Below are 21351 nucleotides of genomic sequence, written 5' to 3' on the forward strand. Positions count from 1 at the left end.
GATGACTGATTCGATCACGGCCGAGACCGGCGCCGCCACCGGCGGGGCGCGCTCCCTGCTCCGGCTGGAGGGACTGGTGCTGTTCGTCGGGATGACCGTGCTCTACTACAAGTGGGAGGGTTCCTGGCTGGTTTACGTCCTGCTGTTCCTGGTGCCGGACATCAGCTTTGCCGCTTACCTGATCAGCCCGCGGGCCGGCGCCATCGCCTACAACGCCGCCCACACTTATCTGGCGCCGGTGGCGCTGATGACGCTGGGCTTTGCCAGCGAAGGACCGCTGGTGCTCTCGATCGCGATGATCTGGCTTGCCCATATCGGGATCGACCGCGCACTCGGCTATGGGCTGAAATATTCGGCCGGCTTTGGCTTCACCCATCTCGGGCGGATCGGAAAGCTCAGCTGAACCGGACGCCGATCCGGCCTTTCCTGCGCCACACCACACGGCAGCACCGTTCGGTCGCCTCCATCTCCAGCACGAGGCGGAAGCTGTCGGGGATCGCGGCAGGATCGGTCGTCTCGACCGCGGCGCCGGTCGCGGAGAGGTTGCGCACGATGCAGGTCATGCTGCGCCGGGCGAAGCTGATCCGCGCGGCCCGCGCGACAGTGCGCCTGGCGGCCCTGCGCTGGTCGCCGCCGGCCTCGCTGGTCGCGCCGGTCGAGAAGCCGGACCTGATCTTGCCCTGCAATCGCACGTCCGCCTGCATGTCGAAATGCTTGACGATGCGGGGCCTGCTTCCGACCACGGTCAATTGCAGCGACGCCAGCAGATGCTCGACCTTGTTGCCGCCGCCGAACGGCAGCAGCAGCCGCTCGCAATCGACCTGCTGATCGTTGGCATCGATGGTGGAGAACACCATGTACACCGCGCAGCCGCTCGCGGCGCATTCCTTGGCCGGTCCGAGCGTGATGCGCCGGAGCGACATCGAAACCACCTGCTCCATCGTCTTGCCGGCCCAGGCGGAATTGAACGCCTCGGCAACATTCTCGCCCTGATACATCGCGCGGAACTTGCGCAGCCGGCCCTCGCCTTCGACCGCCCATGCCACGAGTTGCCGCGGATCATGGATCGCCGGATCCGGCTTCAATTCGGCGAATGCGGGAAAGGGCCGGCCGGCGGCCAGCTGATCCCACTGTTCCAACAATGCGCGCTGGCTTGCCGACCTGATCGTGTCAGGCGCCATGAACCTGAAGGTCATCAGCCCCTCTCACGTCGCGTCAGCGCGCAAGGTGGGCAGCTCTGCTTAATGATCGCTGAAACCCGATCCGTAACAGTGCGGGACTTCGCGGCCGGCTGGATGAATTACCACTTGGCATGGTTAGCGCGCGCTTTACAGTTCGGCCATTTATAACCCGGTTGCGAGTAGCAAGGCCTATATCGCGCGCCTTGTCGGCGGCAACCCGGCCACTGCGCGCCAGGCCCGCAAGGCGGTCAGCGATTTCCTGCAGACGTTGTGCAAGCTGGGCTGATTGAGATTACGCGAACCTTCGCGCGAACACCACGCAGGCGACGACCAGCATGGTCGCGGCGATCATCGACCAGGCGACCGGCTCATGCAGCAGCAGCCCGGCCAGCGCGAGGCCGAAGAACGGCTGCAGCAGCTGCAACTGGCCGACGCTGGCGATGCCGCCGAGCGCAAGCCCGCGATACCAGAACACGAAGCCGACCAGCATGCTGAAAACAGAGACGTAAGCGAGCCCGAGCCAGGCCGGCGCGCCGATGCCCTGCCAGCTCGGCGGCAATGTCATGATGGTCATCACGAGCACCACTGGCACTGAGAGCACCAGCGCCCAGCAGATCACCTGCCAGCCGCCGAGCCGCCGCGACAGCGCCGCACCCTCGGCATAGCCGAGGCCGCAGACGATGATGGCGGCGACCATCAGCAGATCGCCGGTCAGCGACGCCGATCCGTCGCCCGACAGAGCGAAGGCTGCGACCGTCGCGCTGCCGACGCAGGAGAACAGCCAGAACAGCGGCTTCGGCCGCTCGCCGCCGCGCAGCACGCCGAACACCGCTGTCGACAGCGGCAGCAGCCCGATGAACACGATCGAATGCGCCGAGGTGATGTGCTGCAGCGCCAGCGCGGTCAGCAGCGGAAAGCCGATCACGACGCCGAGCGCGACGATGGTCAGCGACACCAGGTCCTTGCGCTGCGGCCAGGGCTGCCGCAGCACCGCAAGCAGTGCGGCACCGAGCAGCGCCGCGATGGCGGCACGGGCCGAGGTCAGGAACAGTGGCGTGAACCCGCCGACCGCGACGCGGGTCGCCGGCAGCGAGCCGCTGAAGATGATCACGCCGAGCAGCCCGCTACCCCAGCCCTCCAGCGAAGCACTGCCGCTGCTGCCCTCGCCCGACCACGACTTGCCCGACAACGTCTTCGAATCGCTCATCGCGCACCTCGTCTTTCGCGGGCGACGATAGCGACGGCAGGCTGGTCAAGGCAGCTACGGATCAGTACAATATAGCCGTACTGTATGGGTGAAGGTAGTCATACACTTGCGACAGCCATCGAATGCGCCGAAGGCGACCCGCACCGCCGACGTGATGAACGCGATCCGCGCCAAGGTGGCGAGCCGCGCGCTCGGCGCCGACGACCGCCTGCCCTCGATCCGCAGTTTCGCTGCGACCATGGGCGTCTCGCCCTCGACCGTGGTCGAGGCCTATGACCGGCTCGCCGCCGAGGGCCTGATCCGGGCGCGGCCGGGCTCGGGCTTCTATGTCTCGTCCGCGGCGCTGCCGCCGCTCGCGCTGGCCAAGGACCAGCCGCAGCGCGACCGCGCCGTCGATCCGTTCTGGGTGTCGCGGCAATCCCTCGACGCGGTGAGCGGCGCGCTGAAGCCGGGCTGCGGCTGGCTGCCGGCCGACTGGATGCCGACCGAGGCGCTGCGGCGCGCGTTCCGCGGCCTGGCGCGGGCCGACGATGCCGTCCTAGCCGACTACGGTGCGACGCGCGGCTCGCTGGCGCTGCGCCGCATGCTGATGGCGCGGTTCGCCGGCGAGGGTCTCGAAGTGTCGCCCGAGCAGGTGCTGCTGACGATGTCCGGCACCCAGGCGATCGACCTGATCTGCCGCTTCCTGCTGCGGCCCGGCGACACCGTGCTGGTCGACGATCCCTGCTACTTCAATTTCCGCGCGCTGCTGCGCGCCCATCAGGTCAAGCTTGTCAGCGTGCCCTACACCCCGTCGGGGCCCGATGTCGCAAGCTTCGAGGCCGTGCTCGAGGCCGAGCGGCCGCGGCTCTACATCACGGTCTCCGGGCTGCACAATCCGACCGGAGCGACGATGTCGCCGCAGACCGCGCACCGCGTGCTGAACGCGGCCGCAGCCTTCGACCTCACCATCGTCGAGGACGACATCTTCGCCGATTTCGAGCCCGAGCCGTCGGCGCGGCTCGCAGCGCTCGACGGGCTCACCCGCGTGATCCGGATCGGCAGCTTCTCCAAGACGCTGTCGGCATCGCTGCGCTGCGGCTTCATCGCTGGCCGCGCCGACTGGATCGAGCAGTTGGTCGACCTGCAGGTCGCGACCGGGTTCGGCGGCCCCTGCGCGGTCGCGACCGAGATCATCGCGAGCGTCCTGGCGACCGGCTTCTACCGCAAGCATGTCGAGGAACTGCGCCGGCGGCTGGCACGCGCCCGCCGCGACGTCGGCGAGAAGCTGCAGCGCATCGGCATCGAGCCGTGGCTGATGCCGCGCGGCGGCTTCCAGCTCTGGTGCCGCCTGCCCGACGGCTGCGACTCCGCCGAAGTCGCGCGCGCGGCCCTCGCCGACAACATCGTGCTGGCGCCGGGCAACGTGTTCTCGACCACGCAATCAGCGACCGGCTTCATGCGCTTCAACGTCGCGCAATGCCGCGACCCGAAACTGATGCCGGCCCTGCAGCGCGCGATCGGGCGCTAGAGCGCCCTACTTCTCACCCACTTTGAACGGCTCTTCCTTGCCCGGCGGCACCGTCTCTTCCGCCATCGCCAGCAGCATCGCGACCATCACGTAATTGCCGGCGACCGCGGTGAGATCGACGATCTGCTGGTCGTTGAAGATCTTCTTGGCCCGCGCATAGGTCTCGTCGGAGACCTTCTTGGTCGTGGTCAGCTCGGTGACGAAATCGTACACCACGGCCTCATCGTCGGCCATTTTCGACGGACGGTTGCCGGCCTTCAGCTCAGCGATGACGTCGGCCGACAGACCGGCCTTGGCCGCGAGGGGCGCGTGCGCGAACCATTCGACCTGCGAGCGCCATTGCCGGCCGATGATCAGGATCGCGAACTCGTTCAGCTTCGTTGGCACCGAGGTCTGCCAGCGCAGATAATAGAACAGATCATAGAGCCGCTGGCCGAGCACCGGGCTGCGAATCATCGGATTGTACGGCCCGCCGATGCCGACGCTCGACACCTTCATGATCGCCTCGCCGAGCGGCCGCTGCTGGTCGCTCAGCTGATCCATCGTGAGCTGCGGGAAGCGCGGGTCCTTGCTGGTGGCCGGCGCCGAGAACATCGTGGCCGCGACCCAGCCGCCGGCCGCGGCCAGCGTGAGCGACGACAGCCAGACGGATGCCGATTGCATGGTTTCCTCCGATTCTGCTTTTGTCGGAGGATGCTAGTCGAGCCGCGCGGCACTCACCAGCCGTGGCGGACGCAGGTCAGGTCGTCACAGCGCGACGATATCGGTGAGGCATTGCTGCGTGACGCTCATCCGCGCGTCGATCTGCGCCTGCGTCTTGCAATCCATGTTCATCGCGAACACCGTGACGTCGCTGCCCTTCTCGGCCCAGCCGACCAGCCAGCCGAGCGAGCCGTGTTCCTTGTCGGTGAGGCCGGTCTTGGCGCGAATGACGGCGTCGCCGACCTTCGTCACCGGCAGGATATCGCACACCAGCTCCTGGCTGCGCTTGCCGACCGGCAGCACGCCGCGGCGCAGCCGGTCGAGGAAATCGATCTGCTGCACCGGATCGATCCGCAGATTGCCCGTCACCCAGAACTGGTCGGTGCCGCCGCCGATGTCGCGATTGCCGTAGTCGATGATGTCGAGATACTTCTGCATCCGCTCCGCGCCGATCCGGCGGGCGATCTCCTGGAACACCGGGAAGGCCGACACCGCGAGCGCCGAGCGTAGCGTGTGATCCTTGTTCCAGGCCTCGATGCTGCGCGTGATGCCGTCCCACTTGAACACATCCTTGTCGGGGTCCTGCACCACGCCGGTCTCGAGCGCGATCAGCGCGTTCGGGACCTTGAAGGTCGAAGCCGGCAATTTACCCTCGCCGGAGCGAACCTTGTCGCTGGCGATGATCAGGTAGTCCTCGATCTTGTAGCCGACGAAGGTGCCCTCGGTGCCGAGATCGAAGAACCGTTTTTGCAGGTCCTCGCGAAACTCGCTGCGCTGGTAGGACACGTTGGCGAAGCTGCGCGAAGGCACAATGGCGGCGGCAGCAAGCAGACCGAGCGCATGGCGGCGATGGATCACGACGTGACTCACGAAAGGCCTGAACTGTTTCGGGTTGACCACGATGGTTGATGCCATCGTGGTGAAAGGATGGCAACAGGAGTTAGCGCGCCCGGCCCGACATCCGCAGCACGAACACCAGCACCTCGGCGACGGCCTTGTAGAGCTCGGCCGGAATCTCGTCGCCGAGCTCGACATTGGAGAGCGCGCCGGCCAGCACCTCGTTCTCCTCGATCGGAATGTCGTTGGCCTTGGCGACCTCGATGATCTTGGCGCCGATCGCGCCCTTGCCTTTCGCCACCACGCGCGGCGCGCCGGCGTGGTCGTAATGCAGTGCGACCGCGAGCTGGTTCTGCGGCTCGCTCATGATGCGCGGTCCAGAAAATGGCCGGCGCGCGCGGGCGCGGGCTGCGGCGGACTCCCGTCGCGGATCTCGATGTCGCCGGGCACGAGCTCCGCCCGGGTCAGCGCCTGGCTCAGTTCGGAAGCGCCGGCACGCAGCTGCGCGGCGGTCGAGGGACGCTCGGCCCACATCCGCACCGAGGTGCGCTCGCCATTCAGTGAGACCAGCGCATGCACCGGCCCGGCCGGCTCGACGTCGAGCGTGAAGCGCGCCCGCCACACCCGCTTGGCGGCCTCGACCTCGGTGCCGCCGCCGTCGCGGGAAATCTCGAACTGCGCCATCGCCGTGCCCTGCTGGGTCAGGAACGGAATCTCGAAATTCCAGCGCGGCACCATGGCGTCGAGCTGCGGACGCGAGCCGTCGCCGCGATCCGGCAGCGAAGCGATTTGCAGCAGCGTCTGCCGCGAAAGTGCCGCGTCGGTGTTTTCCAGCAGGCGATGCGCGGCGGTCGGAAGCGGCGTGCCTGATGCAATCGACGGCTCGGCGATGGCCTGCGCCGACGGCAGCGCGCCGTGAAACGGCGGTGGCGGCGTGCCGCCGCGCGCGGACAGATCGCCGGGCAGCATCTCCCGCGGCACAGCGCCCTGCCGCGCCGGGTTGCCGAGTTCATGCAGCGCTTCCTGAATGAGATTGAGCGCGCCGCCAGATGACGGACCGGCATCGAGTGCATCCGCGAGTGCGCCGGCGAGCCCGGTCGCGCCGCCGCGAGCGATATCTTCGGCGAGCGGCACGCGGGCCTGCGGCAGCAGGATCTCCTGAACGTCGAGGCCTTGTGTGCCTGATGGCACGAGGCTCGGCGCCGTGCCTGCACTCGCCGGCGCAGACTGCTGCAGCGGCGTGGATGCGGGCTTTGCGGCATCGCCGGCGCCGAGCGAGGTCAGCGCCTGGCGCAGCACGATCAGCGCGGCCTTCAGATCGGGCGCGCTGCCGCTCGGCGGCGCAACGCCCGCTGCGAGCGTCGCCTCGAGCAGCAGGCCTGATTTCTGGAAGCCGGCCTTGACCGCGTCGCCGCCCAGATTTTCGTCGAGGCCGGTCTGCTGCGCCAGCACCTGCGCGATCGCGGCCTGCAGCTTCGGCGGCAAATTGGCGGTAGCGACCGCGGCGAGATTGGCAAACAGCGGCGCTTGGCTGCCCTGCACCGCCGCCGCATGCTGCGCCGTTGCGGTGATGGTGATGCGCTCGAGTGGCGACAGCGCTGCCTTCGGCGCCGCGGCGACGGGTTGGGGAGCAGCGGTGACGTTGGCCGCCGCTGGCGACAATTGCACGGCATCGCCCGCGTCAGCCCCCGGCCCGACCAGCTTCAAGCGGATGCCGTCATTGGTCTGCGAGACCGCGAGCTGCAGGTTCTGTCCCTGCTGCAGCGGCACCTCGGTCTGGACGTCGATCGACAGGCTCGCAATCGCGATCCGCACCAGATCGGCCGACAGCACCTTCAAGACCTGCGCGTTGACGACACTGCCGGCCTCCAGCGTGAGATCAGGTGCAACGCTGTCCGCCTCCTTCGAGGCGAGCACCGGCAGCACGGGATTGACGGCGATAGCCATGTCGGAGGTCTCGGCCAGACGGCAGAATCAAGCCGCAGGCTAGCCGGGCGCCGTAAAGGTCTCGTTAACCGGCCGCCGGCCTGAACGCCCTGAGAACGCCGGCGGCGGCCTTGAAATCGGCCTGCCGGGCGGCGCGGCGCGCGGCGACCTCCTCGTCGACGCCCCATTTCTCGATGTTCCAGTCCTCGTCGACATGGGCGGCGGCCCAGACCTGGTCCTCGTCGCGGACGCCGTGCGCCAGCGCCAGCGCCAGCAGCGCCGAGCCGGTCAGGGTCGTCACCACATGGAGCGCCGCGACCGACCACGGGTCAGTCGGGAACGCAGCACGCGCCGCCCTGATCGCCGGCTCAGGCTGGCCGACATGCATGACCCCCTCGGCCATCACGAAATGGGCACCGAGCGCATCGGCGGCCCAGAACAGGATCGGGTCCCATTGCTGGGCCTCGCGCGCCACCAGCGTCTCGGGGTGGCCGGCGCGATAGAACAGCAGGTCGCTGCCGAGGAATTTGGCCGCATCGTCGGCCACCTCGTCGACCCGATCGATCACCCCTTCGATCACGCTATTGGCGAGCCGCGTCAGCGGCATGGTCATGGGATCGATGGTCTCGCCCTGTGCATTCCATTCCGCCGCGATCGCATCCGCAATGGCGCGGGTCGGCACCACGACCGGCTTGCCGGACGGCGAGCGGACCTGCTTGCCGTCGAGCGAGATCGAAAATCCGCCATCGGCCTCGGCGACGCCGGCGCTGGTGTAGAAGCGCTTGCGCTGCGGCGTGCGGATGTGACGCCGGACCGCCTCCTGCGGATCGAGCGGGGATTGGTCTGGGACGTCGTCAAAGAGTTCGCGCATCGCGCCGGCCGGCTTTCGTTCGGGAGGATTTCCTGCAAGATATGTCAAGGACAACGGCAAATAAAGCTGATGGAACGCGCCCAAATCCTCGCGGGTTTTCTGCTTGTTGCGGCCGTCTTGGCTGCCGCCCGCGCCGACGCCGGGTTCCGCTCGCCGCAATCGCTGATCCGCAACGTCTACGCCCACTACGGAAGAGGCAGCCCGGCGTTTTCCAACGGTCTGCCGCGCGACGACGCAACCGCCCGCCAATTCTTTGATTCCCCGCTGCGCGGCGCCTGGACCGCCCTGCACGACGCACCCTACGATTTCCTGGTGCAGAGCCCGACCTGGCGGCTCGGCCCGATCTCGATCGCCATTCCGCGGCGGCAGTTTGACCGGACCGACGTGACCGTGACATTCGACAATGAGGGCCGCGCAGTCACGCTCACCTTCATCGTCGTCAACGGTCCCGACGGCTGGGTGATCTCGGACGTCGAGAGCCCGCACGATTCGTTGCGGATGTTTCTGGCGCAGTTCCGGCGCTGATCTCGGATCGTCCGAAGGTGACGACGGCAAAAAATTTCTGACGGATGCCTGCGTGTCCTTCTTTCTCCGCAATTCAATCGGGGAATGCTCCATCCGATTGATCGTTCAGCAAGTTTGAACAACTCTCTCGCGCACCGCGTCGAAGTGCCGCAAGACACCGTCATCTACGTGTTAAAAACCTGCCAGATTTCGGCAACAACGCGCGGCTAGCGTCCCGATACCAAACAGAAGCATTTGTCGACCATCGCGGTCGCAAGACGTGGACCGACGTCACGCGTGACGTCGGTAGCGCGCTTGCGCGCGCGTGGCGGCGCATAAGCGGGGCGGCGTGGCACGACGACTGTCGACCGTTTGTTGTGTCATTGCCGCGGCCTGCCTCGGGCTTGCCGTGAGCGGCATGACGGCATGGCTCGGCGCAACCGGCTTGCAGGATGCGCCGCGCGCGCAACAGGACGTTTGTGCGCGTCCCGAGCCCGGAAGCGCGATCGAGGAAGCTGCTGAATTGCGCAGCCGCGATGGCGTGCTCGAAACCGACCTCAGCATCCACGATCAGAAGCTGCCGGACGGCACGAGTCGTTATTGCTATCGGACATCGGACGGCAAGCCGTCGCCGACCTTGCGGCTGAAGCCGGGCGATCAGCTGGTCATTCATTTCAAGAACGACCTCGTCGACCTCGATACCGCAACGCCTGCGATCGACCGCCCGCTCGCCGGCGCGCCGATCTGCACGACGCGAAAGCAGGCCGATGTTTGCGCGAGCGGCGCGATGACGCCGATCTCGACCAACCTGCACTTCCACGGGCTGACGGTGCCGCCGGTCTGCCATCAGGATGACGTGCTGAAGACCTCGATCCAGCCCGACGACGCGCCGTTCGAATACCGCCTGCGCATTCCGGACGACGCACCGCCCGGCCTCTATTGGTATCACCCGCATCTGCACGGCTTCAGCAAGACGCAGGTGCTCGGCGGCGCGTCCGGCGCCATCATCATCGAAGGCATCGAGCGCGCCGATCCACAGCTCGCCGGCCTCTCCGAGCGCGTGCTCGTGATCCGCGACCAGGACCTCGTCAATCCCGACGCACCGCCGTCGAAATCCGAGCCGGTCATGACCAAGAGCCAGCTCGACAATGATGGCGACGTCGCCAACTCCGGCACCGGCTTCGGCAAGCCGTCGAAGGATCTCTCCGTCAACTTCGTGCCGGTGCCCTATCCCAACTATCCGCCGGCCCAGCTCAAGATGAAGCCCGGCGAGCGGCAGCTCTGGCGGGTGCTGAATGCGTCCGCGATCACCTATCTCAACCTCGCGCTGCTGGTCGGCCGTGCGCCACAGCAGATCGGGATCGTCGGGCTCGATGGCGTGCCCCTGCAATTCCAGGGCAGCCCATCGCCGTCGGTGCAATGGGTCAACCATATCGGCCTGCCGCCGGGCTCACGCGCCGAATTCATTGTCGAAGGACCGCCGGCCGGCAGCTCGGCCTTGCTGGTGACGCGCGCAGTCGATACCGGGCCGGCCGGCGAGAACGACCCCAACCGCGTGCTGGTCGCCATCACCGCCTCAGCCGATGCCGGCGAGCCGCAGGCCGTGCTGCCCGCTCGCGCCGAACCGCTTCCGAAACCGGAGCGGCCGTGGCTCGGGAACGTCGCGCCGGTGCGCGTCAGAAAGCTGTTCTTCTCCGAGCAGCCGAAGAACCCGAACGATCCGAACAGCCCGACCAAGTTCTTCATGACCCTCGACGGCGAGACGCCAAAACCGTTCGACCCGCAATCGGACATTCCCGACATCACCGTGAGGCAGGGCGACGTCGAGGACTGGATCATCGAGAACCGCTCGATGGAGCTGCATGATTTCCACATCCATCAGCTTCACTTCCAGCTCCGCGACTGGTCCGGCGTCGCAGTCAACGAGCCGTTCCTGCGCGATACCGTCAACATCCCCTACTACAACACCCGGATGCTGAAATATCCGAGCGTGCGCCTGCGCATGGATTTTCGCGATCCCAACATCGTCGGCACCTTCGTCTACCACTGCCACGTCCTCGAGCATGAGGACGGCGGCATGATGGGACGCATCAGGGTCGTGCCGCGCGACACCGCAAGTTCTACCAAGCCGCTCAACCAGCAAAAAGGAGAGCTCTAATGCGCCACAGGCACAAGTCACGTTGGCTGCAAGGTTGCCGCCTCACCCTCAGCGCGCTTGCGCTGGGTCAGTTCACCGCCGGCCCGGTGCTTGCACAGGACTGGGATCACCACGGCGGACACGAGACGCGATCGCCGATCAAGCACGTGATCGTCATCATCGGCGAGAACCGCAGCTTCGACCACGTGTTCGCGACCTACGTGCCTGAACGGCGCGACCAGAGCGTGTTCAACCTGCTTTCGCAAGGCATCGTCAAGCTCGATCACAACAAGAACGCGGTCCCCGGGCCGAATTTCGAGAAGGCGCATCAGCAGGCAGCGACCGATACCGGCCTGAACGATGCGTTCCTGCTGAGCCCGCCGAAGCAGAACTTCCCCAAGGATCAACTGCCGGCTCCGCTGGTCGGCGGCCCCAAGGTCTCCTACATCCCGAACAAATGCGGCAGCTCGCCGATCACCACCTGCGAGGCGTCGCTCGTGCTGGCGCAGCAGTCGGAATCCGGCCTGCCGTCCGAGTACTACCAGTTCCTGCTGTCCGGCGGCACCGGTCAGACCTCGCAGACCCCCGACCAGCGCATCAGCAATGTCAGCGCGCTGCCGGCCGGTCCGTTCCAGCTCACCAACAACGATGCGATGCCCTACGACTCCTATTCGGCAAGTCCGGTGCATCGCTTCTACCAGATGTGGCAGCAGCTGAACTGCAACCATTCGGCGGCCAGCCGCGACAATCCGTCGGGCTGCGGCGGCAATCTGTTCGCCTGGGTCGAAGTCACCGTCGGCGCCGGCGCCAACGGTGCGGCGCAGCCTTCGAACTTCTCCACGGAGTACTCGCCGACGGCGACGACCACGGGCGAAGGTTCGACGGCGCTCGGCTTCTACAACGTGCAGAAGGGTGATGTGCCCTACTTCACCTCGCTCGCGCAAAAATATGCGATGAGCGACAACTTCCACCAGTCCGTCAACGGCGGCACCGGCGCCAATCACATCATGTTCGGTCATGCCGACATGCTCTACTTCAGCGACACCTACGGCAACGCCGCGGTGCCGCCGAACGGCACGCAGGTGTTCGGCGGCACGCCCGACGCCGGCATCGTCCATGAAATCGAGAATCCGAATCCGGCTTCAGGCACCAACAACTGGTACACCGAGGACGGCTACGGCGCCGGCGGCAATGGCGGCTTCCCGCCGCCCTTCCAGACTAGCCCGGTGTCCGGCGGCGGCTCCTACAGCGACTGCTCGGATCCGGGTCAACCGGGCGTCAAGCCGATCCTGGACTATCTGAAGGGGATCCACATCAACCCGAACTGCGAGCCGGGGCACTATTATCTCTTGAACAACTACAATCCCGGCTATTTCGGCAACGGCAAGAACGCCTACACTGACACCAATCCGTCCAACACGCCGTTCACGATCCCGCCGTCGACCCGCAAGAGCATCGGCGACAGCTTGAACGAGCGGAACATCTCCTGGAAGTATTACGGCGACCAGTGGAACAACTACGTCAACGATCCCTACCAGCTCAACTGGGGCGTGGCCGGTCCGAACGCGGACGAGTACTGCAACATCTGCAATCCGTTCCAGTACGACACCTCGATCATGTCGCACCCGGACCAGGTCGCAGCCCACATCAAGGACTCGGTTGATCTCTACGCCGACCTCTCCAAGCACACGCTGCCGGCGGTCTCCATCGTCAAGCCGAGCGGCTTCACCGACGGTCACCCGTCATCCTCCAAGCTCAATCTGTTCGAAGGCTTCACCAAGAAGATCGTCGACCAGGTCCAGGCCTCGGACTATGCCAAGGACACCGCGATCTTCATCACCTTCGACGAAGGCGGCGGCTACTACGACTCCGGCTATGTGCAGCCGCTCGACTATTTCGGCGACGGCACCCGCATTCCGCTGATCGTGGTGTCGCCGTTCGCGCGTCACGGTCACATCTCGCATGAATATGCCGATCACGTCTCGATCATCAAATTCATCGAGCGGAACTGGCGCCTGGAGCCGATCACGAACCGCAGCCGCGACAACTTCCCGAACCCGGTTGCGGCGCCCGGCAATCCCTATGTTCCGGTCAACAGCCCGGCGCTCAGCGATCTGTTCGATTTCTTCGACTTCGACGACGGCGGCCATCATCATGGCGGCGGCTGGGATCATGACGGTGGCTGGGACCACTGACGACCGCGCCCTGTAAGACAACAATCCGCCGGCCCGAAAGGCCGGCGGATTCATCTGTACCCGGCCCGGATGTCCATAGCCCGCGCGAACCTGTAACGTGTCTGGCGACGTCGACTTCGCCGCCATGGAATCTCGCTCAATGACATCGATCACTTTCCGCCAGGCCCAGCCCGCCGACCTCCGGGCCATCATCGCCCTGCTTGCCAACGACCTCCTGGGGCGGCAGCGCGAGGATCCGAGCTCGCCGCCGAACCCGCGATATGTCGACGCATTCGATGCCATCCTCGCCGATCGCAACCAACTCCTGGCCGTGGCAACCCTGGACGAGGCGGTGATCGGGACCCTTCAACTCAGCTTCATTCCCGGAATGGCACGCCTGGGCGCCTGGCGCGGCCAGATCGAGGCAGTCCGGATTGCCGAGACGCACCGCAGCTCAGGCGTCGGGCAACAGATGTTCGAATGGGCGATCGCGCAATGCAAAGCGAGAGGCTGCGATATCGTGCAGCTCACGACTGACAAGGCGCGCCCCGACGCGCACCGCTTCTATGAGCGGCTGGGATTCGTCGGCAGCCATATCGGTTACAAGCTGATGCTTTGACGGAATCGCCACACGGGGTTGCCGCATGAGCGACGGGCCAATGCGTCAACGCCCTCACGGCTTCTGATAGATCACCTGACCCGCACGGATCGTGGTGCTCACCTTCGCAAGATTCGCGACGTCGCGTAGCGGATCGCCGTCGAGCACCACGAGATCGGCGTCGAAGCCCTGCTCCACCCTGCCCTTCTTCGCGGCCTTGAAGAACCGCGCCGGATTGGTCGTCAGCGAGGCCAGCACCTGGCGTTCCGACAGCGCGCGGTGCATCAACTGGAATTCCTGCGTGGTGTCGTACAGCGTGGTGAAGCCGACATCGGTGCCGAACAGCACGGTGCCGCCATTGTCGGAGAACTGCTTGAGCTGGTTGACAGTCGCGGCCACCAGACGGTTGGTGACGTTGGGGTCGAGAACCACCGTCGTAAACAACGACAGCGTCGGGATCAGCGCGGTCCCCTGCGCCTTGAACCGCGCCAGCTGGTCATCCGTGTAGCTGCCCTCGCTGGGCGTCGTGTGCGCGAGCACGTCGACGTCGGCTGCGATCACCGTCTCGACGCCGATCTTGTTCTGCGGATGCGCGAACACCGGCCTGCCCTGCGCATGAGCGACATCGACGGCTGCCTTGGCAATCGCCGGGTCCATGTTGATGACCGGCTTGTCGCCCATGAACGCGCCGGTGAACAGCTTGATGCCGTCCTCGCCCATCGCGAGCCAGTCGCGCGCCCACTTCGCCGCCTCCTCCGGGGTCGCGGCTTCGGGAAGCTGAATCTCGGGCGGCAGGTAGACGGGATGCCCGCCCTTGGGAAACACATTGCCGGCGAGGAGGATGGTGGGACCGGCGACCTCGCCTGCGGCGATGCGCTTGCGCAGCGGCAGCGTGTTGCGTGGATCGGAGCCGAGATCCCAGACCGTGGTGAAGCCCCAGCGGGTCAGCATCTCCTGCATGTGCTGAGTCAGCGGCGCGGCGGGCGCCTCGCCGGCGAGGTGCCAGACATGGTCAGTGAAATGCACGTGGCTGTTCCAGAACCCGGCAACGACGGTCTTGCCGCTGCAATCGATCAGGCGCGCATCCGGAGGCACCGTGACATCGCCGGACTTGCCGACTGCGCTGATGACGCCGTCCGTGATCACGATCGTCGCATCCGGCAGCGCGTCTGCATCAGCCGATGCGTAAAGCGTGCCGCCCCACAGCACCACGGTGTCGGCGCGTGCGGTCGCCGAGGCGACGGCCGAGCCAATCAGGAAAAGCACGACGCGTAGCCAGGTTCCGGTCATGGACAGCCTCTTTGATGGTTGCATGCCGGCGGTGCCCGGCGCGCGGCAACATAGCCGCAGCAGAGTGAGCTGCTTTGATCGTTCTTGCTGTCCGCAACGGATCTCGGAGGCGGCGTCCGCCGTCACTCCTCGGGTGCGTTCTCGATCGGGTCGAACCGGTCGGCCTCGAGCCCGAGCAGATTCCAGGATTGCAGCATGTGCGGCGGCAGCGGCGCGGTGGCATCGATCACGCCGCCGCGCGGGTGCGGGATCACGATGCGGCGGGCCAGCAGATGCAGCCGGTTCTGCAGGCCGCCCGGCAGCTGCCAGTTCTCCTTGTTGAAGTATTTGGGATCACCGACGATGGCGTGATCGATATGCGCCATGTGGGCGCGCAATTGATGGGTGCGGCCGGTCACCGGCTTGAGCGAGACCCAGGCGAGCTTCGTCGCCGAGGCCTCGACCACGGCATAGTAGGTCACGGCATGGCTGGCGCCCTCGTCGCCATGCGCCGCGATCCGCATGATGCTGTCCTCTTCGCTCTCCTCCTTGGCGAGATAGGTCGAGATCCGGCCCTGCTTCGGCTTCGGCACGCCGGCGACCAGCGCCCAATAGATCTTGCGCGCGGAGCGATGCCGGAACGAGCCGGTCAGGGCGGTCGCGGCGAAACGCGTCTTGGCGATCAGCAGGCAGCCCGAGGTCTCGCGGTCGAGCCGGTGCACCAGCCGCGGCTTCTGGCCCTTGGCGTCGCGCATCACCTCCAGCATGTCGTCGACATTGCGCGTGATGCCGGAGCCGCCCTGAACCGCCAGGCCTGCGGGCTTGTTCAGCACCATCACGTCGGCGTCCTCGAACAGGGTCATGTCCTTGAGGTCCTGGAGGGTCTTCCTGGCGGCTTCGGAGAGGCTCGCGGCCGCCTTCGGCGTATCGAGCCGCAGCGGCGGAATGCGGACGCTCTGCCCTTCTTCGAGCCGGTCCTTGCTGTCCGCACGCTTGCCGTTGACGCGCAACTCGCCCTTCCGAACGATGCGCTGGATGTGGGAAAACGACAGGCCGGGGAAACGCGCCTCGAGGAAGCGGTCGACGCGCATGTTGTCCTCGTCCGCCGTCACCACCACGGTCTGCACCTTGGTCGGCAGCGCCGGCGGCTCGGCGACGCGCTCCTCCGGCTCGGGCACGAATGGCTTGGGCGCCCGCTGCTTGTCGCCAAGGCGCACCGCCGCCGACTTGCCGCCCGCACGATGCGCCGGCCCCCGCTCGGCGGCCGGGCCGCGATGGGGACGCGCGCCTTTGGCGCGGTCGCCCGCTGGGCGGAGGGGTCTCTTGACGCGGCGGCTCATGGGGTTGCAACTCCGAAGTTAAGCCCGTGGGTAGCGCAAATGCCGCGAATCGTCACGGCGAAATCGGTACGAATCCGGCGCAACATCGGCCATGTTCGGCCGCAAGCGGCAAGCGGGCGCTGCCAAAATATCGAAAACAACCCCATGCAAAGTAGCCGGAGGCCGTCGGCGTTCGACCAAGCGACTTGACACGTCGGGCAACTCAGGGATACATTTCTAATATTCCGAAGTCACGCAAATCGCATATGGCATTTGCGGGCTTCTGCAACTTCCCTCGCCGCAGGCGGGAACGCCAACGCGCGTTATTTGTGGCCACGGCTGATCTCGTCTTGCGCTAGCTCCCGCCGCGCTCCTTGCGCAGCCTGTTCCAGTAATCCAGCCGCTTGCGGATCTCGCGCTCGAAGCCGCGGTCGGGCGGGTCGTAGAAGGTCTGCCGTCCCAGCGCTTCCGGGAAATAGTCCTGGCCGGAGAACGCGTCGGGCGCGTCGTGATCGTATTGATAGCCGGAGCCATAGCCTTCCGACTTCATCAGCTTGGTCGGCGAATTCAGGATGTGCTTCGGCGGCAGCAGCGAGCCGCCCTGCTTTGCGGTCTGCATCGCGGCGCCGAACGCAGTGTACACCGCGTTCGATTTCGGTGCGGTGGCGAGATAGACCACGGCTTGCGCGATCGCGAGCTCGCCCTCCGGCGAGCCCAGGAAATCATAGGCATCCTTGGCGGCGTTGCAGACCGCCAGTGCCTGCGGATCGGCGAGACCAATGTCCTCGACCGCCATCCGCACCACGCGCCGCGCCAGGAACAGCGGATCCTCGCCGGCATCGAGCATCCGCGCGAGATAATACAGCGCAGCATCGGGATCTGAGCCGCGCACCGATTTATGCAGCGCCGAGATCAGGTTGTAGTGGCCGTCGGCCGATTTGTCGTAGATCGGCGCGCGGCGTTGCAGGATGGCCTGCAACTGCTCGGCGTTGAACACCTCGCCCTTGCGCGCGGCGCGCCAGACCTCTTCGGCCAATGTCAGCGAGGCGCGGCCGTCACCGTCGGCCATCCGCACCAGCACGGCGCGCGCCTCGGCATCGAGCGGCAGGGCCCTGCCCTCGATCTTCTCGGCATTGGCAAACAGCCGTTCGATCGCAGCCGTATCGAGCGAGTGAAACACCAGCACGCGGGCGCGCGACAGCAGCGCCGCGTTGAGCTCGAACGACGGGTTCTCGGTGGTGGCGCCGACCAGCACCACCGTGCCGTCCTCCATCACGGGCAGGAAGGAATCCTGCTGCGCGCGGTTGAACCTGTGCACCTCGTCGACGAACAGCAGCGTGCCCTTGCCGGTCTCGCGCCGGGCCCGCGCGGCATCGAACGCCTTCTTCAGATCGGCGACGCCGGAGAACACCGCGGAGATCTGCTCGAAATGCAGCTCGGTGGCGTCGGCGAGCAGCCGCGCCACCGTGGTCTTGCCGGTGCCGGGCGGTCCCCAGAACACCAGCGAGCCCAGCGTGCGCGTCTCCAGCATGCGGGTCAGCGCGCCGTCGGGGCCGAGGATGTGATCCTGGCCGACGACATCGGCCAGCGTGCGCGGGCGCAGCCGGTCCGGCAGCGGGTGTGGCGCGTCCTGCTCCATCCCCGCCGCTGCGAACAGGTTGCTGGCCTCGCGCGGTCGCTTGGGACTCATCCGCCGAGTGTCACGTTGATCTGCTGGCCGCCGCGCACCAGCGTGATGCGCCAGACCCGCAACCCCGCCTTCGATATCTTGTCGAGGTCGCTCGTGCGCACGATCTTCTCATTGTTGACGGCGAGAATGATGTCACCCTTCTGGAAGCCGACATTGGCGGCGGTGCCGTCATCGGCGAGATCGGTGACGACGACGCCCTCCGCGCCGGCGTCGAGATGCAGCTCATCGGCCAGCGCTGGCGAGATGTTGGCGACCTTGGCACCCTGGAACGGCGAACGCGCGGTCAGCACGATCTCGTCGCGGTTGGTGTCGGGCGCGGTCTCCAGCGGCACCGTGAGCTTCACCGGCTTGCCGGCGCGCTGCACCTCGATCTCGGCGTTGCCGCCGAGCGGTCGGGTCGCGAAGCGGTAGTCGAACGCGTTGGGATCGTCGATCGGCGTGCCATCGATCCCGACGATCAGGTCGGACAATTTGAGCCCGGCCTTCGCCGCCGGGCTGTTCGGCGCGACATTGGCGACCAGCGCGCCGGTCGGCAGTTTCAGCCCCAGCGTCTCGGCGATCTCCGGCGTCACCGCTTGCAGCCGCGCGCCGAGCCATGGCCGCTTCACAGCCTTGCCGCCGCTCTTGGCGGAGGCCACCACCACGCGCACCATGTTGGCGGGGATCGCGAAGCCGATGCCTTGCGAGCCGCCGGAGCGCGAGAAGATCGCGGTGTTGATCCCGGCGAGCCGTCCGGTCATGTCGACCAGCGCGCCGCCCGAATTGCCCGGATTGATCGCCGCGTCGGTCTGAATGAAGAATTGATAATCCGTGATCCCGACTTGGGTGCGCGCCAGCGCCGAGATGATGCCGTGCGTCACGGTCTGACCGACGCCGAAGGGATTGCCGATCGCGAGCACGACGTCACCGACCTGCAGCTGATCCGAATTGGCGAAGTCGAGGGTCGCGAACTTCTCCCTGTTGGTCCCCTTCAGCCGCAGCACCGCGAGGTCGGTGCGACTGTCCTTCAGCACGATCTCGGCCTCGTATTCGCGCTTGTCGGCGAGCGAGACCTTGACCTGGTCGGCGCCCTCGATCACGTGATTGTTTGTGACCACGAGGCCGGACGCATCGACCATCACGCCGGAGCCGAGCGAGCGCTGCATCTGCTCGGGCTGCTGTCCCGGGACGCCGAAGAAGCGGCGGAAGATCGGATCGTCCAGGAACGGATTGCGGTTCTGCACCACCTTGGCGGCGTAGACATTGACCACCGCCGGCTGCACCCGCTGCACGATCGGCGCATAGGACAGCTGCAACTCGGCCTGCGAGGACGGCACGCGGCGGTCCTGGGCCGCGGCCGGGGACAGATTCCCTATGAAAGCCAATGTGCACAGAGCGGATATGGCAGCGCAGCGGACGGGTCGGAGCATTCTCACCTCTCGTGGAAACGCCGGAATATAGGCGTGTTCGCCGGGCAATTGAAGGGCGCCGGGGCGGATAACTGGCCCCCGCCGGACCGGTGCAAAACCGGCCGCAGCCGCGTTGAACCGCGTCGCCGAGCTCCTATGATGACTGTCATCTCACTGCGCCGCTCCGCCTGTTGCCTGCGGACAACAAGCGGAACTGCGATGCCTCGAAGCGCTGTCGTGCGTCAGTCACGATCAGCTCCTAGGACGTTTCAGTGAGTGAGTGGGGAATTCAAACACAACGGGGTGGACAATGGGTGCGACAAGAGTTGGTGCAATCGCCATCGGGCTTGCGGGGGCACTCGCCGCCTCGCCGGCCTATTCGCAATCGGCCGGCGGCGGCAGCGACGCGGAGATCGCGCTGCTGAAGCAGCAGCTGAAGATGCTCGAGCAGAAGCTCGACAAGCTGCAGAAGCAGACCAACGCCAATACCGCGACCGCGGCCAGCGCAAATGCGAACGCGAAGGCGGCGGACGCCAAGGCCGCCCGCGTCGCAAGCGCCAACGCAGCCATTCCGGTCAAGGGACCGATCGCGCCGTCCGGCGTCGTGGTGACGATGCCGAACAACCGGCCGACGATCTGCACCGCGGACGAACAGAACTGCGTCGCGATCACGAGCCGCGTGCACTGGGATGTCGGCGGCTACGACTATCGTCCGAACACCGCAGCCACCTCGCCGCAGAAACTCGACAGCGGCGAGAACCTCCGCCGCGCGCGCATCGGCATCGTCGGCAAATTCTTCGGCGACTGGAATTACGCGCTGATCTATGACTTCGGCGGCTCGTCCGACGGCTTCGGCGGTACGGCACCGGGATCGCTTCCGGGCGGCGGCACCTCGGGCGTCGAGAACGCGTATCTGAGCTACACCGGCTTGAAGCCGTTCGGCGGCAAGATGGCGATCGAAGGCGGCATCATGGACCTGCTCTGGACCATGGACGAATCGACCAGCTCCAACGACATCCTGTTCATGGAGCGCGCCTCGGCCGGCATCATCGCGCAGAACGTCGCGGCCGGCGACTTCCGTTCCGCGATCGGCACCCGCTGGTGGAACGACCAGCTCTGGCTCGGCGGCTATGCTACAGGACCGACCACCGGCCAGATTCATTCGGCCTCCAGCGTCACCCCGGCCGGATCATCCGAGCAGTACGGCGCGGTGGTCCGCGTCGCCGGCAATCCGATCAGCGGCAAGGACTATTCGGTGCATATCGGCGCCGATGCCGAATGGCTGGTGCAGCCGCCGCGCAACCAGCTGACGCAGGCGCAGACGCTCACGCTGAGCGACCGGCCCGAGCTGCGCATCGATCCGACGACGCTGATCTCGACCGGTGCGATCGCCAACGTCTCCGGCGCCCAGGTCTACGGCGTCGAGGCGGCGGCGACCTACGGTCCGTTCATCGCGCAGGGCGAATACTACTGGTTCAATGTCGACCGCACCGCGAATACCGGGCTGCCGCCGTTCGGCGCGTCGAGCCTGAAATTCGACGGCGGATACGCGCAGGTCGGCTACGTGCTGACCGGCGAGAACCACGCCTACAATCCGGCCACGGCCTCCTATGGCGGTATCAAGCCGCACGATCCGTTCTCGCTCGCCGGCGGCGGCTGGGGCGCGTGGGAGATTGCGGGCCGCGTCAGCCAGATGAACCTCAACGACCAGGTCGGCCAGGCCGTCGGCGTCGCCGGCGGACGGCAGACCGTCTACACCGCCGCGCTGAACTGGTACGTCAACAACAACGTCCGCTTCATGCTGAACTACCTGCACGGCGACGTCGCCAAGCAGGCCTCGGCAACCTCGCCCGTGGATGCCGGTTCGAAGTTCGACGCCGTCGCGCTGCGCACGCAGGTCGCGTTCTGAGGCGATGTACCTCTCCCCAACGGGGAGAGGTCGAATTGCGAAGCAATTCGGGTGAGGGGTGCCGCTTGCTCGGTAGAGCGTAATCCCTCACCCGGATCGCATCTTGCGATGCGATCCGACCTCTCCCTC

At 66.3% G+C, this 21351-nt stretch carries 18 protein-coding genes; 7 read left to right on the forward strand and 11 right to left on the reverse strand.

Translation table 11 applies throughout. From position 1 onward, the window contains the following. Window position 1: 1 nt before the first annotated feature. Window positions 2-403 (forward strand): DUF4260 domain-containing protein, encoded by a 402-nt coding sequence (locus AKN83_RS21965; protein WP_050402280.1) that lies wholly within the window; start codon window positions 2-4, stop codon window positions 401-403. Here the strand turns inward: AKN83_RS21965 and AKN83_RS38440 are convergent. Together AKN83_RS38440 and AKN83_RS21975 are read right to left on the reverse strand one after the other, a co-directional pair. After that, on the reverse strand, window positions 396-1196 hold the full coding sequence (locus AKN83_RS38440) for a PilZ domain-containing protein (protein WP_083992158.1): 801 nt from the start codon (window positions 1194-1196) through the stop codon (window positions 396-398). The two genes, AKN83_RS21965 and AKN83_RS38440, sit on opposite strands and share 8 nt — an antisense overlap. A gap of 277 nt (window positions 1197-1473) precedes the next feature. Next, complete coding sequence (locus AKN83_RS21975; protein WP_050402279.1) at window positions 1474-2388, reverse strand: DMT family transporter; 915 nt, start codon at window positions 2386-2388, stop codon at window positions 1474-1476. A gap of 154 nt (window positions 2389-2542) precedes the next feature. Between AKN83_RS21975 and AKN83_RS21980 the strand changes: the two genes are divergently transcribed. Further along, window positions 2543-3898 carry an aminotransferase-like domain-containing protein gene (locus AKN83_RS21980; RefSeq protein WP_050402297.1) on the forward strand — a complete coding sequence of 452 codons (1356 nt, stop codon included), beginning with the start codon at window positions 2543-2545 and terminating at the stop codon, window positions 3896-3898. Between the two features lie 6 nt (window positions 3899-3904). Here the strand turns inward: AKN83_RS21980 and AKN83_RS21985 are convergent, their stop codons facing one another. The 5 genes from AKN83_RS21985 to AKN83_RS22005 all read right to left on the reverse strand — a co-directional run bounded on the left by AKN83_RS21985 (window position 3905) and on the right by AKN83_RS22005 (window position 8234). Then, window positions 3905-4561, reverse strand: coding sequence for a carboxymuconolactone decarboxylase family protein (locus AKN83_RS21985; protein ID WP_050402278.1), 657 nt, complete (start codon window positions 4559-4561; stop codon window positions 3905-3907). Between the two features lie 84 nt (window positions 4562-4645). Next, window positions 4646-5458, reverse strand: coding sequence for a penicillin-binding transpeptidase domain-containing protein (locus tag AKN83_RS21990; protein ID WP_050402296.1), 813 nt, complete (start codon window positions 5456-5458; stop codon window positions 4646-4648). Window positions 5459-5540: 82 nt separating this feature from the next. Beyond that, window positions 5541-5804, reverse strand: a complete 264-nt coding sequence (locus AKN83_RS21995; RefSeq protein WP_050402277.1) for an EscU/YscU/HrcU family type III secretion system export apparatus switch protein — start codon at window positions 5802-5804, stop codon at window positions 5541-5543. Then, window positions 5801-7384, reverse strand: coding sequence for a flagellar hook-length control protein FliK (gene fliK, locus AKN83_RS22000; protein WP_063695461.1), 1584 nt, complete (start codon window positions 7382-7384; stop codon window positions 5801-5803). The genes AKN83_RS21995 and fliK overlap by 4 nt, the downstream gene beginning before the upstream one ends. Window positions 7385-7448: 64 nt before the next feature. Then, the gene (locus tag AKN83_RS22005) at window positions 7449-8234 is read right to left on the reverse strand and encodes an ATP12 family chaperone protein (RefSeq protein WP_050402276.1); all 786 of its coding nucleotides are present in this window, start codon (window positions 8232-8234) and stop codon (window positions 7449-7451) included. Between the two features lie 69 nt (window positions 8235-8303). On the opposite strand from AKN83_RS22005, the gene AKN83_RS22010 reads away from it, so the two are divergent. From AKN83_RS22010 to AKN83_RS22025, 4 genes are all read left to right on the forward strand, one after another. Beyond that, window positions 8304-8759, forward strand: a complete 456-nt coding sequence (locus tag AKN83_RS22010) for a hypothetical protein (RefSeq protein WP_050402275.1) — start codon at window positions 8304-8306, stop codon at window positions 8757-8759. 328 nt (window positions 8760-9087) lie between these two features. Beyond that, on the forward strand, window positions 9088-10896 hold the full coding sequence (locus AKN83_RS22015) for a multicopper oxidase family protein (protein WP_206600800.1): 1809 nt from the start codon (window positions 9088-9090) through the stop codon (window positions 10894-10896). Next, window positions 10896-13070: an alkaline phosphatase family protein gene (locus AKN83_RS22020; protein WP_050402273.1), complete on the forward strand. Its 2175-nt coding sequence runs from the start codon at window positions 10896-10898 to the stop codon at window positions 13068-13070. The genes AKN83_RS22015 and AKN83_RS22020 overlap by 1 nt, the downstream gene beginning before the upstream one ends. A 139-nt stretch (window positions 13071-13209) precedes the next feature. Further along, the gene (locus tag AKN83_RS22025; protein WP_050402272.1) at window positions 13210-13668 is read left to right on the forward strand and encodes a GNAT family N-acetyltransferase; all 459 of its coding nucleotides are present in this window, start codon (window positions 13210-13212) and stop codon (window positions 13666-13668) included. A 54-nt stretch (window positions 13669-13722) separates the two neighbouring features. Here AKN83_RS22025 and AKN83_RS22030 read toward each other — a convergent pair whose 3' ends face one another. The 4 genes from AKN83_RS22030 to AKN83_RS22045 all read right to left on the reverse strand — a co-directional run bounded on the left by AKN83_RS22030 (window position 13723) and on the right by AKN83_RS22045 (window position 19334). Beyond that, a complete protein-coding gene (locus AKN83_RS22030) occupies window positions 13723-14937 on the reverse strand; it encodes an amidohydrolase family protein (RefSeq protein WP_050402271.1) in 1215 nt (404 codons plus the stop codon). A gap of 122 nt (window positions 14938-15059) precedes the next feature. Continuing rightward, entirely contained in the window at window positions 15060-16256 is a 1197-nt protein-coding gene (locus tag AKN83_RS22035; protein ID WP_050402270.1) for an RluA family pseudouridine synthase, read from the reverse strand. Window positions 16257-16590: 334 nt separating this feature from the next. Next, window positions 16591-17925, reverse strand: coding sequence for a replication-associated recombination protein A (locus tag AKN83_RS22040; protein WP_050402269.1), 1335 nt, complete (start codon window positions 17923-17925; stop codon window positions 16591-16593). Next, entirely contained in the window at window positions 17922-19334 is a 1413-nt protein-coding gene (locus tag AKN83_RS22045) for a DegQ family serine endoprotease (protein WP_050402268.1), read from the reverse strand. Before AKN83_RS22045 ends, AKN83_RS22040 begins: the two co-directional genes overlap by 4 nt. A 289-nt stretch (window positions 19335-19623) precedes the next feature. Here AKN83_RS22045 and AKN83_RS22050 point away from each other — a divergent pair, with 289 nt between their 5' ends. After that, on the forward strand, window positions 19624-21222 hold the full coding sequence (locus AKN83_RS22050; RefSeq protein ID WP_050402267.1) for an OprO/OprP family phosphate-selective porin: 1599 nt from the start codon (window positions 19624-19626) through the stop codon (window positions 21220-21222). Window positions 21223-21351 lie beyond the last annotated feature (129 nt).

It is taken from the genome of Bradyrhizobium embrapense, from assembly GCF_001189235.2.
Lineage (GTDB): Bacteria > Pseudomonadota > Alphaproteobacteria > Rhizobiales > Xanthobacteraceae > Bradyrhizobium > Bradyrhizobium embrapense.

What these genes read in the sequence shown, in the direction of transcription:
- AKN83_RS21965 (WP_050402280.1), top strand. Translation starts at nt 2, where the DNA reads ATGACTGATTCGATCACGGCCGAGACCGGCGCCGCCACCGGCGGGGCG.
- AKN83_RS38440 (WP_083992158.1), bottom strand. Translation starts at nt 1,196, where the DNA reads ATGACCTTCAGGTTCATGGCGCCTGACACGATCAGGTCGGCAAGCCAG.
- AKN83_RS21975 (WP_050402279.1), bottom strand. Translation starts at nt 2,388, where the DNA reads ATGAGCGATTCGAAGACGTTGTCGGGCAAGTCGTGGTCGGGCGAGGGC.
- AKN83_RS21980 (WP_050402297.1), top strand. Translation starts at nt 2,543, where the DNA reads ATGAACGCGATCCGCGCCAAGGTGGCGAGCCGCGCGCTCGGCGCCGAC.
- AKN83_RS21985 (WP_050402278.1), bottom strand. Translation starts at nt 4,561, where the DNA reads ATGCAATCGGCATCCGTCTGGCTGTCGTCGCTCACGCTGGCCGCGGCC.
- AKN83_RS21995 (WP_050402277.1), bottom strand. Translation starts at nt 5,804, where the DNA reads ATGAGCGAGCCGCAGAACCAGCTCGCGGTCGCACTGCATTACGACCAC.
- fliK (WP_063695461.1), bottom strand. Translation starts at nt 7,384, where the DNA reads ATGGCTATCGCCGTCAATCCCGTGCTGCCGGTGCTCGCCTCGAAGGAG.
- AKN83_RS22005 (WP_050402276.1), bottom strand. Translation starts at nt 8,234, where the DNA reads ATGCGCGAACTCTTTGACGACGTCCCAGACCAATCCCCGCTCGATCCG.
- AKN83_RS22010 (WP_050402275.1), top strand. Translation starts at nt 8,304, where the DNA reads ATGGAACGCGCCCAAATCCTCGCGGGTTTTCTGCTTGTTGCGGCCGTC.
- AKN83_RS22020 (WP_050402273.1), top strand. Translation starts at nt 10,896, where the DNA reads ATGCGCCACAGGCACAAGTCACGTTGGCTGCAAGGTTGCCGCCTCACC.
- AKN83_RS22025 (WP_050402272.1), top strand. Translation starts at nt 13,210, where the DNA reads ATGACATCGATCACTTTCCGCCAGGCCCAGCCCGCCGACCTCCGGGCC.
- AKN83_RS22030 (WP_050402271.1), bottom strand. Translation starts at nt 14,937, where the DNA reads ATGACCGGAACCTGGCTACGCGTCGTGCTTTTCCTGATTGGCTCGGCC.
- AKN83_RS22035 (WP_050402270.1), bottom strand. Translation starts at nt 16,256, where the DNA reads ATGAGCCGCCGCGTCAAGAGACCCCTCCGCCCAGCGGGCGACCGCGCC.
- AKN83_RS22040 (WP_050402269.1), bottom strand. Translation starts at nt 17,925, where the DNA reads ATGAGTCCCAAGCGACCGCGCGAGGCCAGCAACCTGTTCGCAGCGGCG.
- AKN83_RS22045 (WP_050402268.1), bottom strand. Translation starts at nt 19,334, where the DNA reads ATGCTCCGACCCGTCCGCTGCGCTGCCATATCCGCTCTGTGCACATTG.
- AKN83_RS22050 (WP_050402267.1), top strand. Translation starts at nt 19,624, where the DNA reads ATGGGTGCGACAAGAGTTGGTGCAATCGCCATCGGGCTTGCGGGGGCA.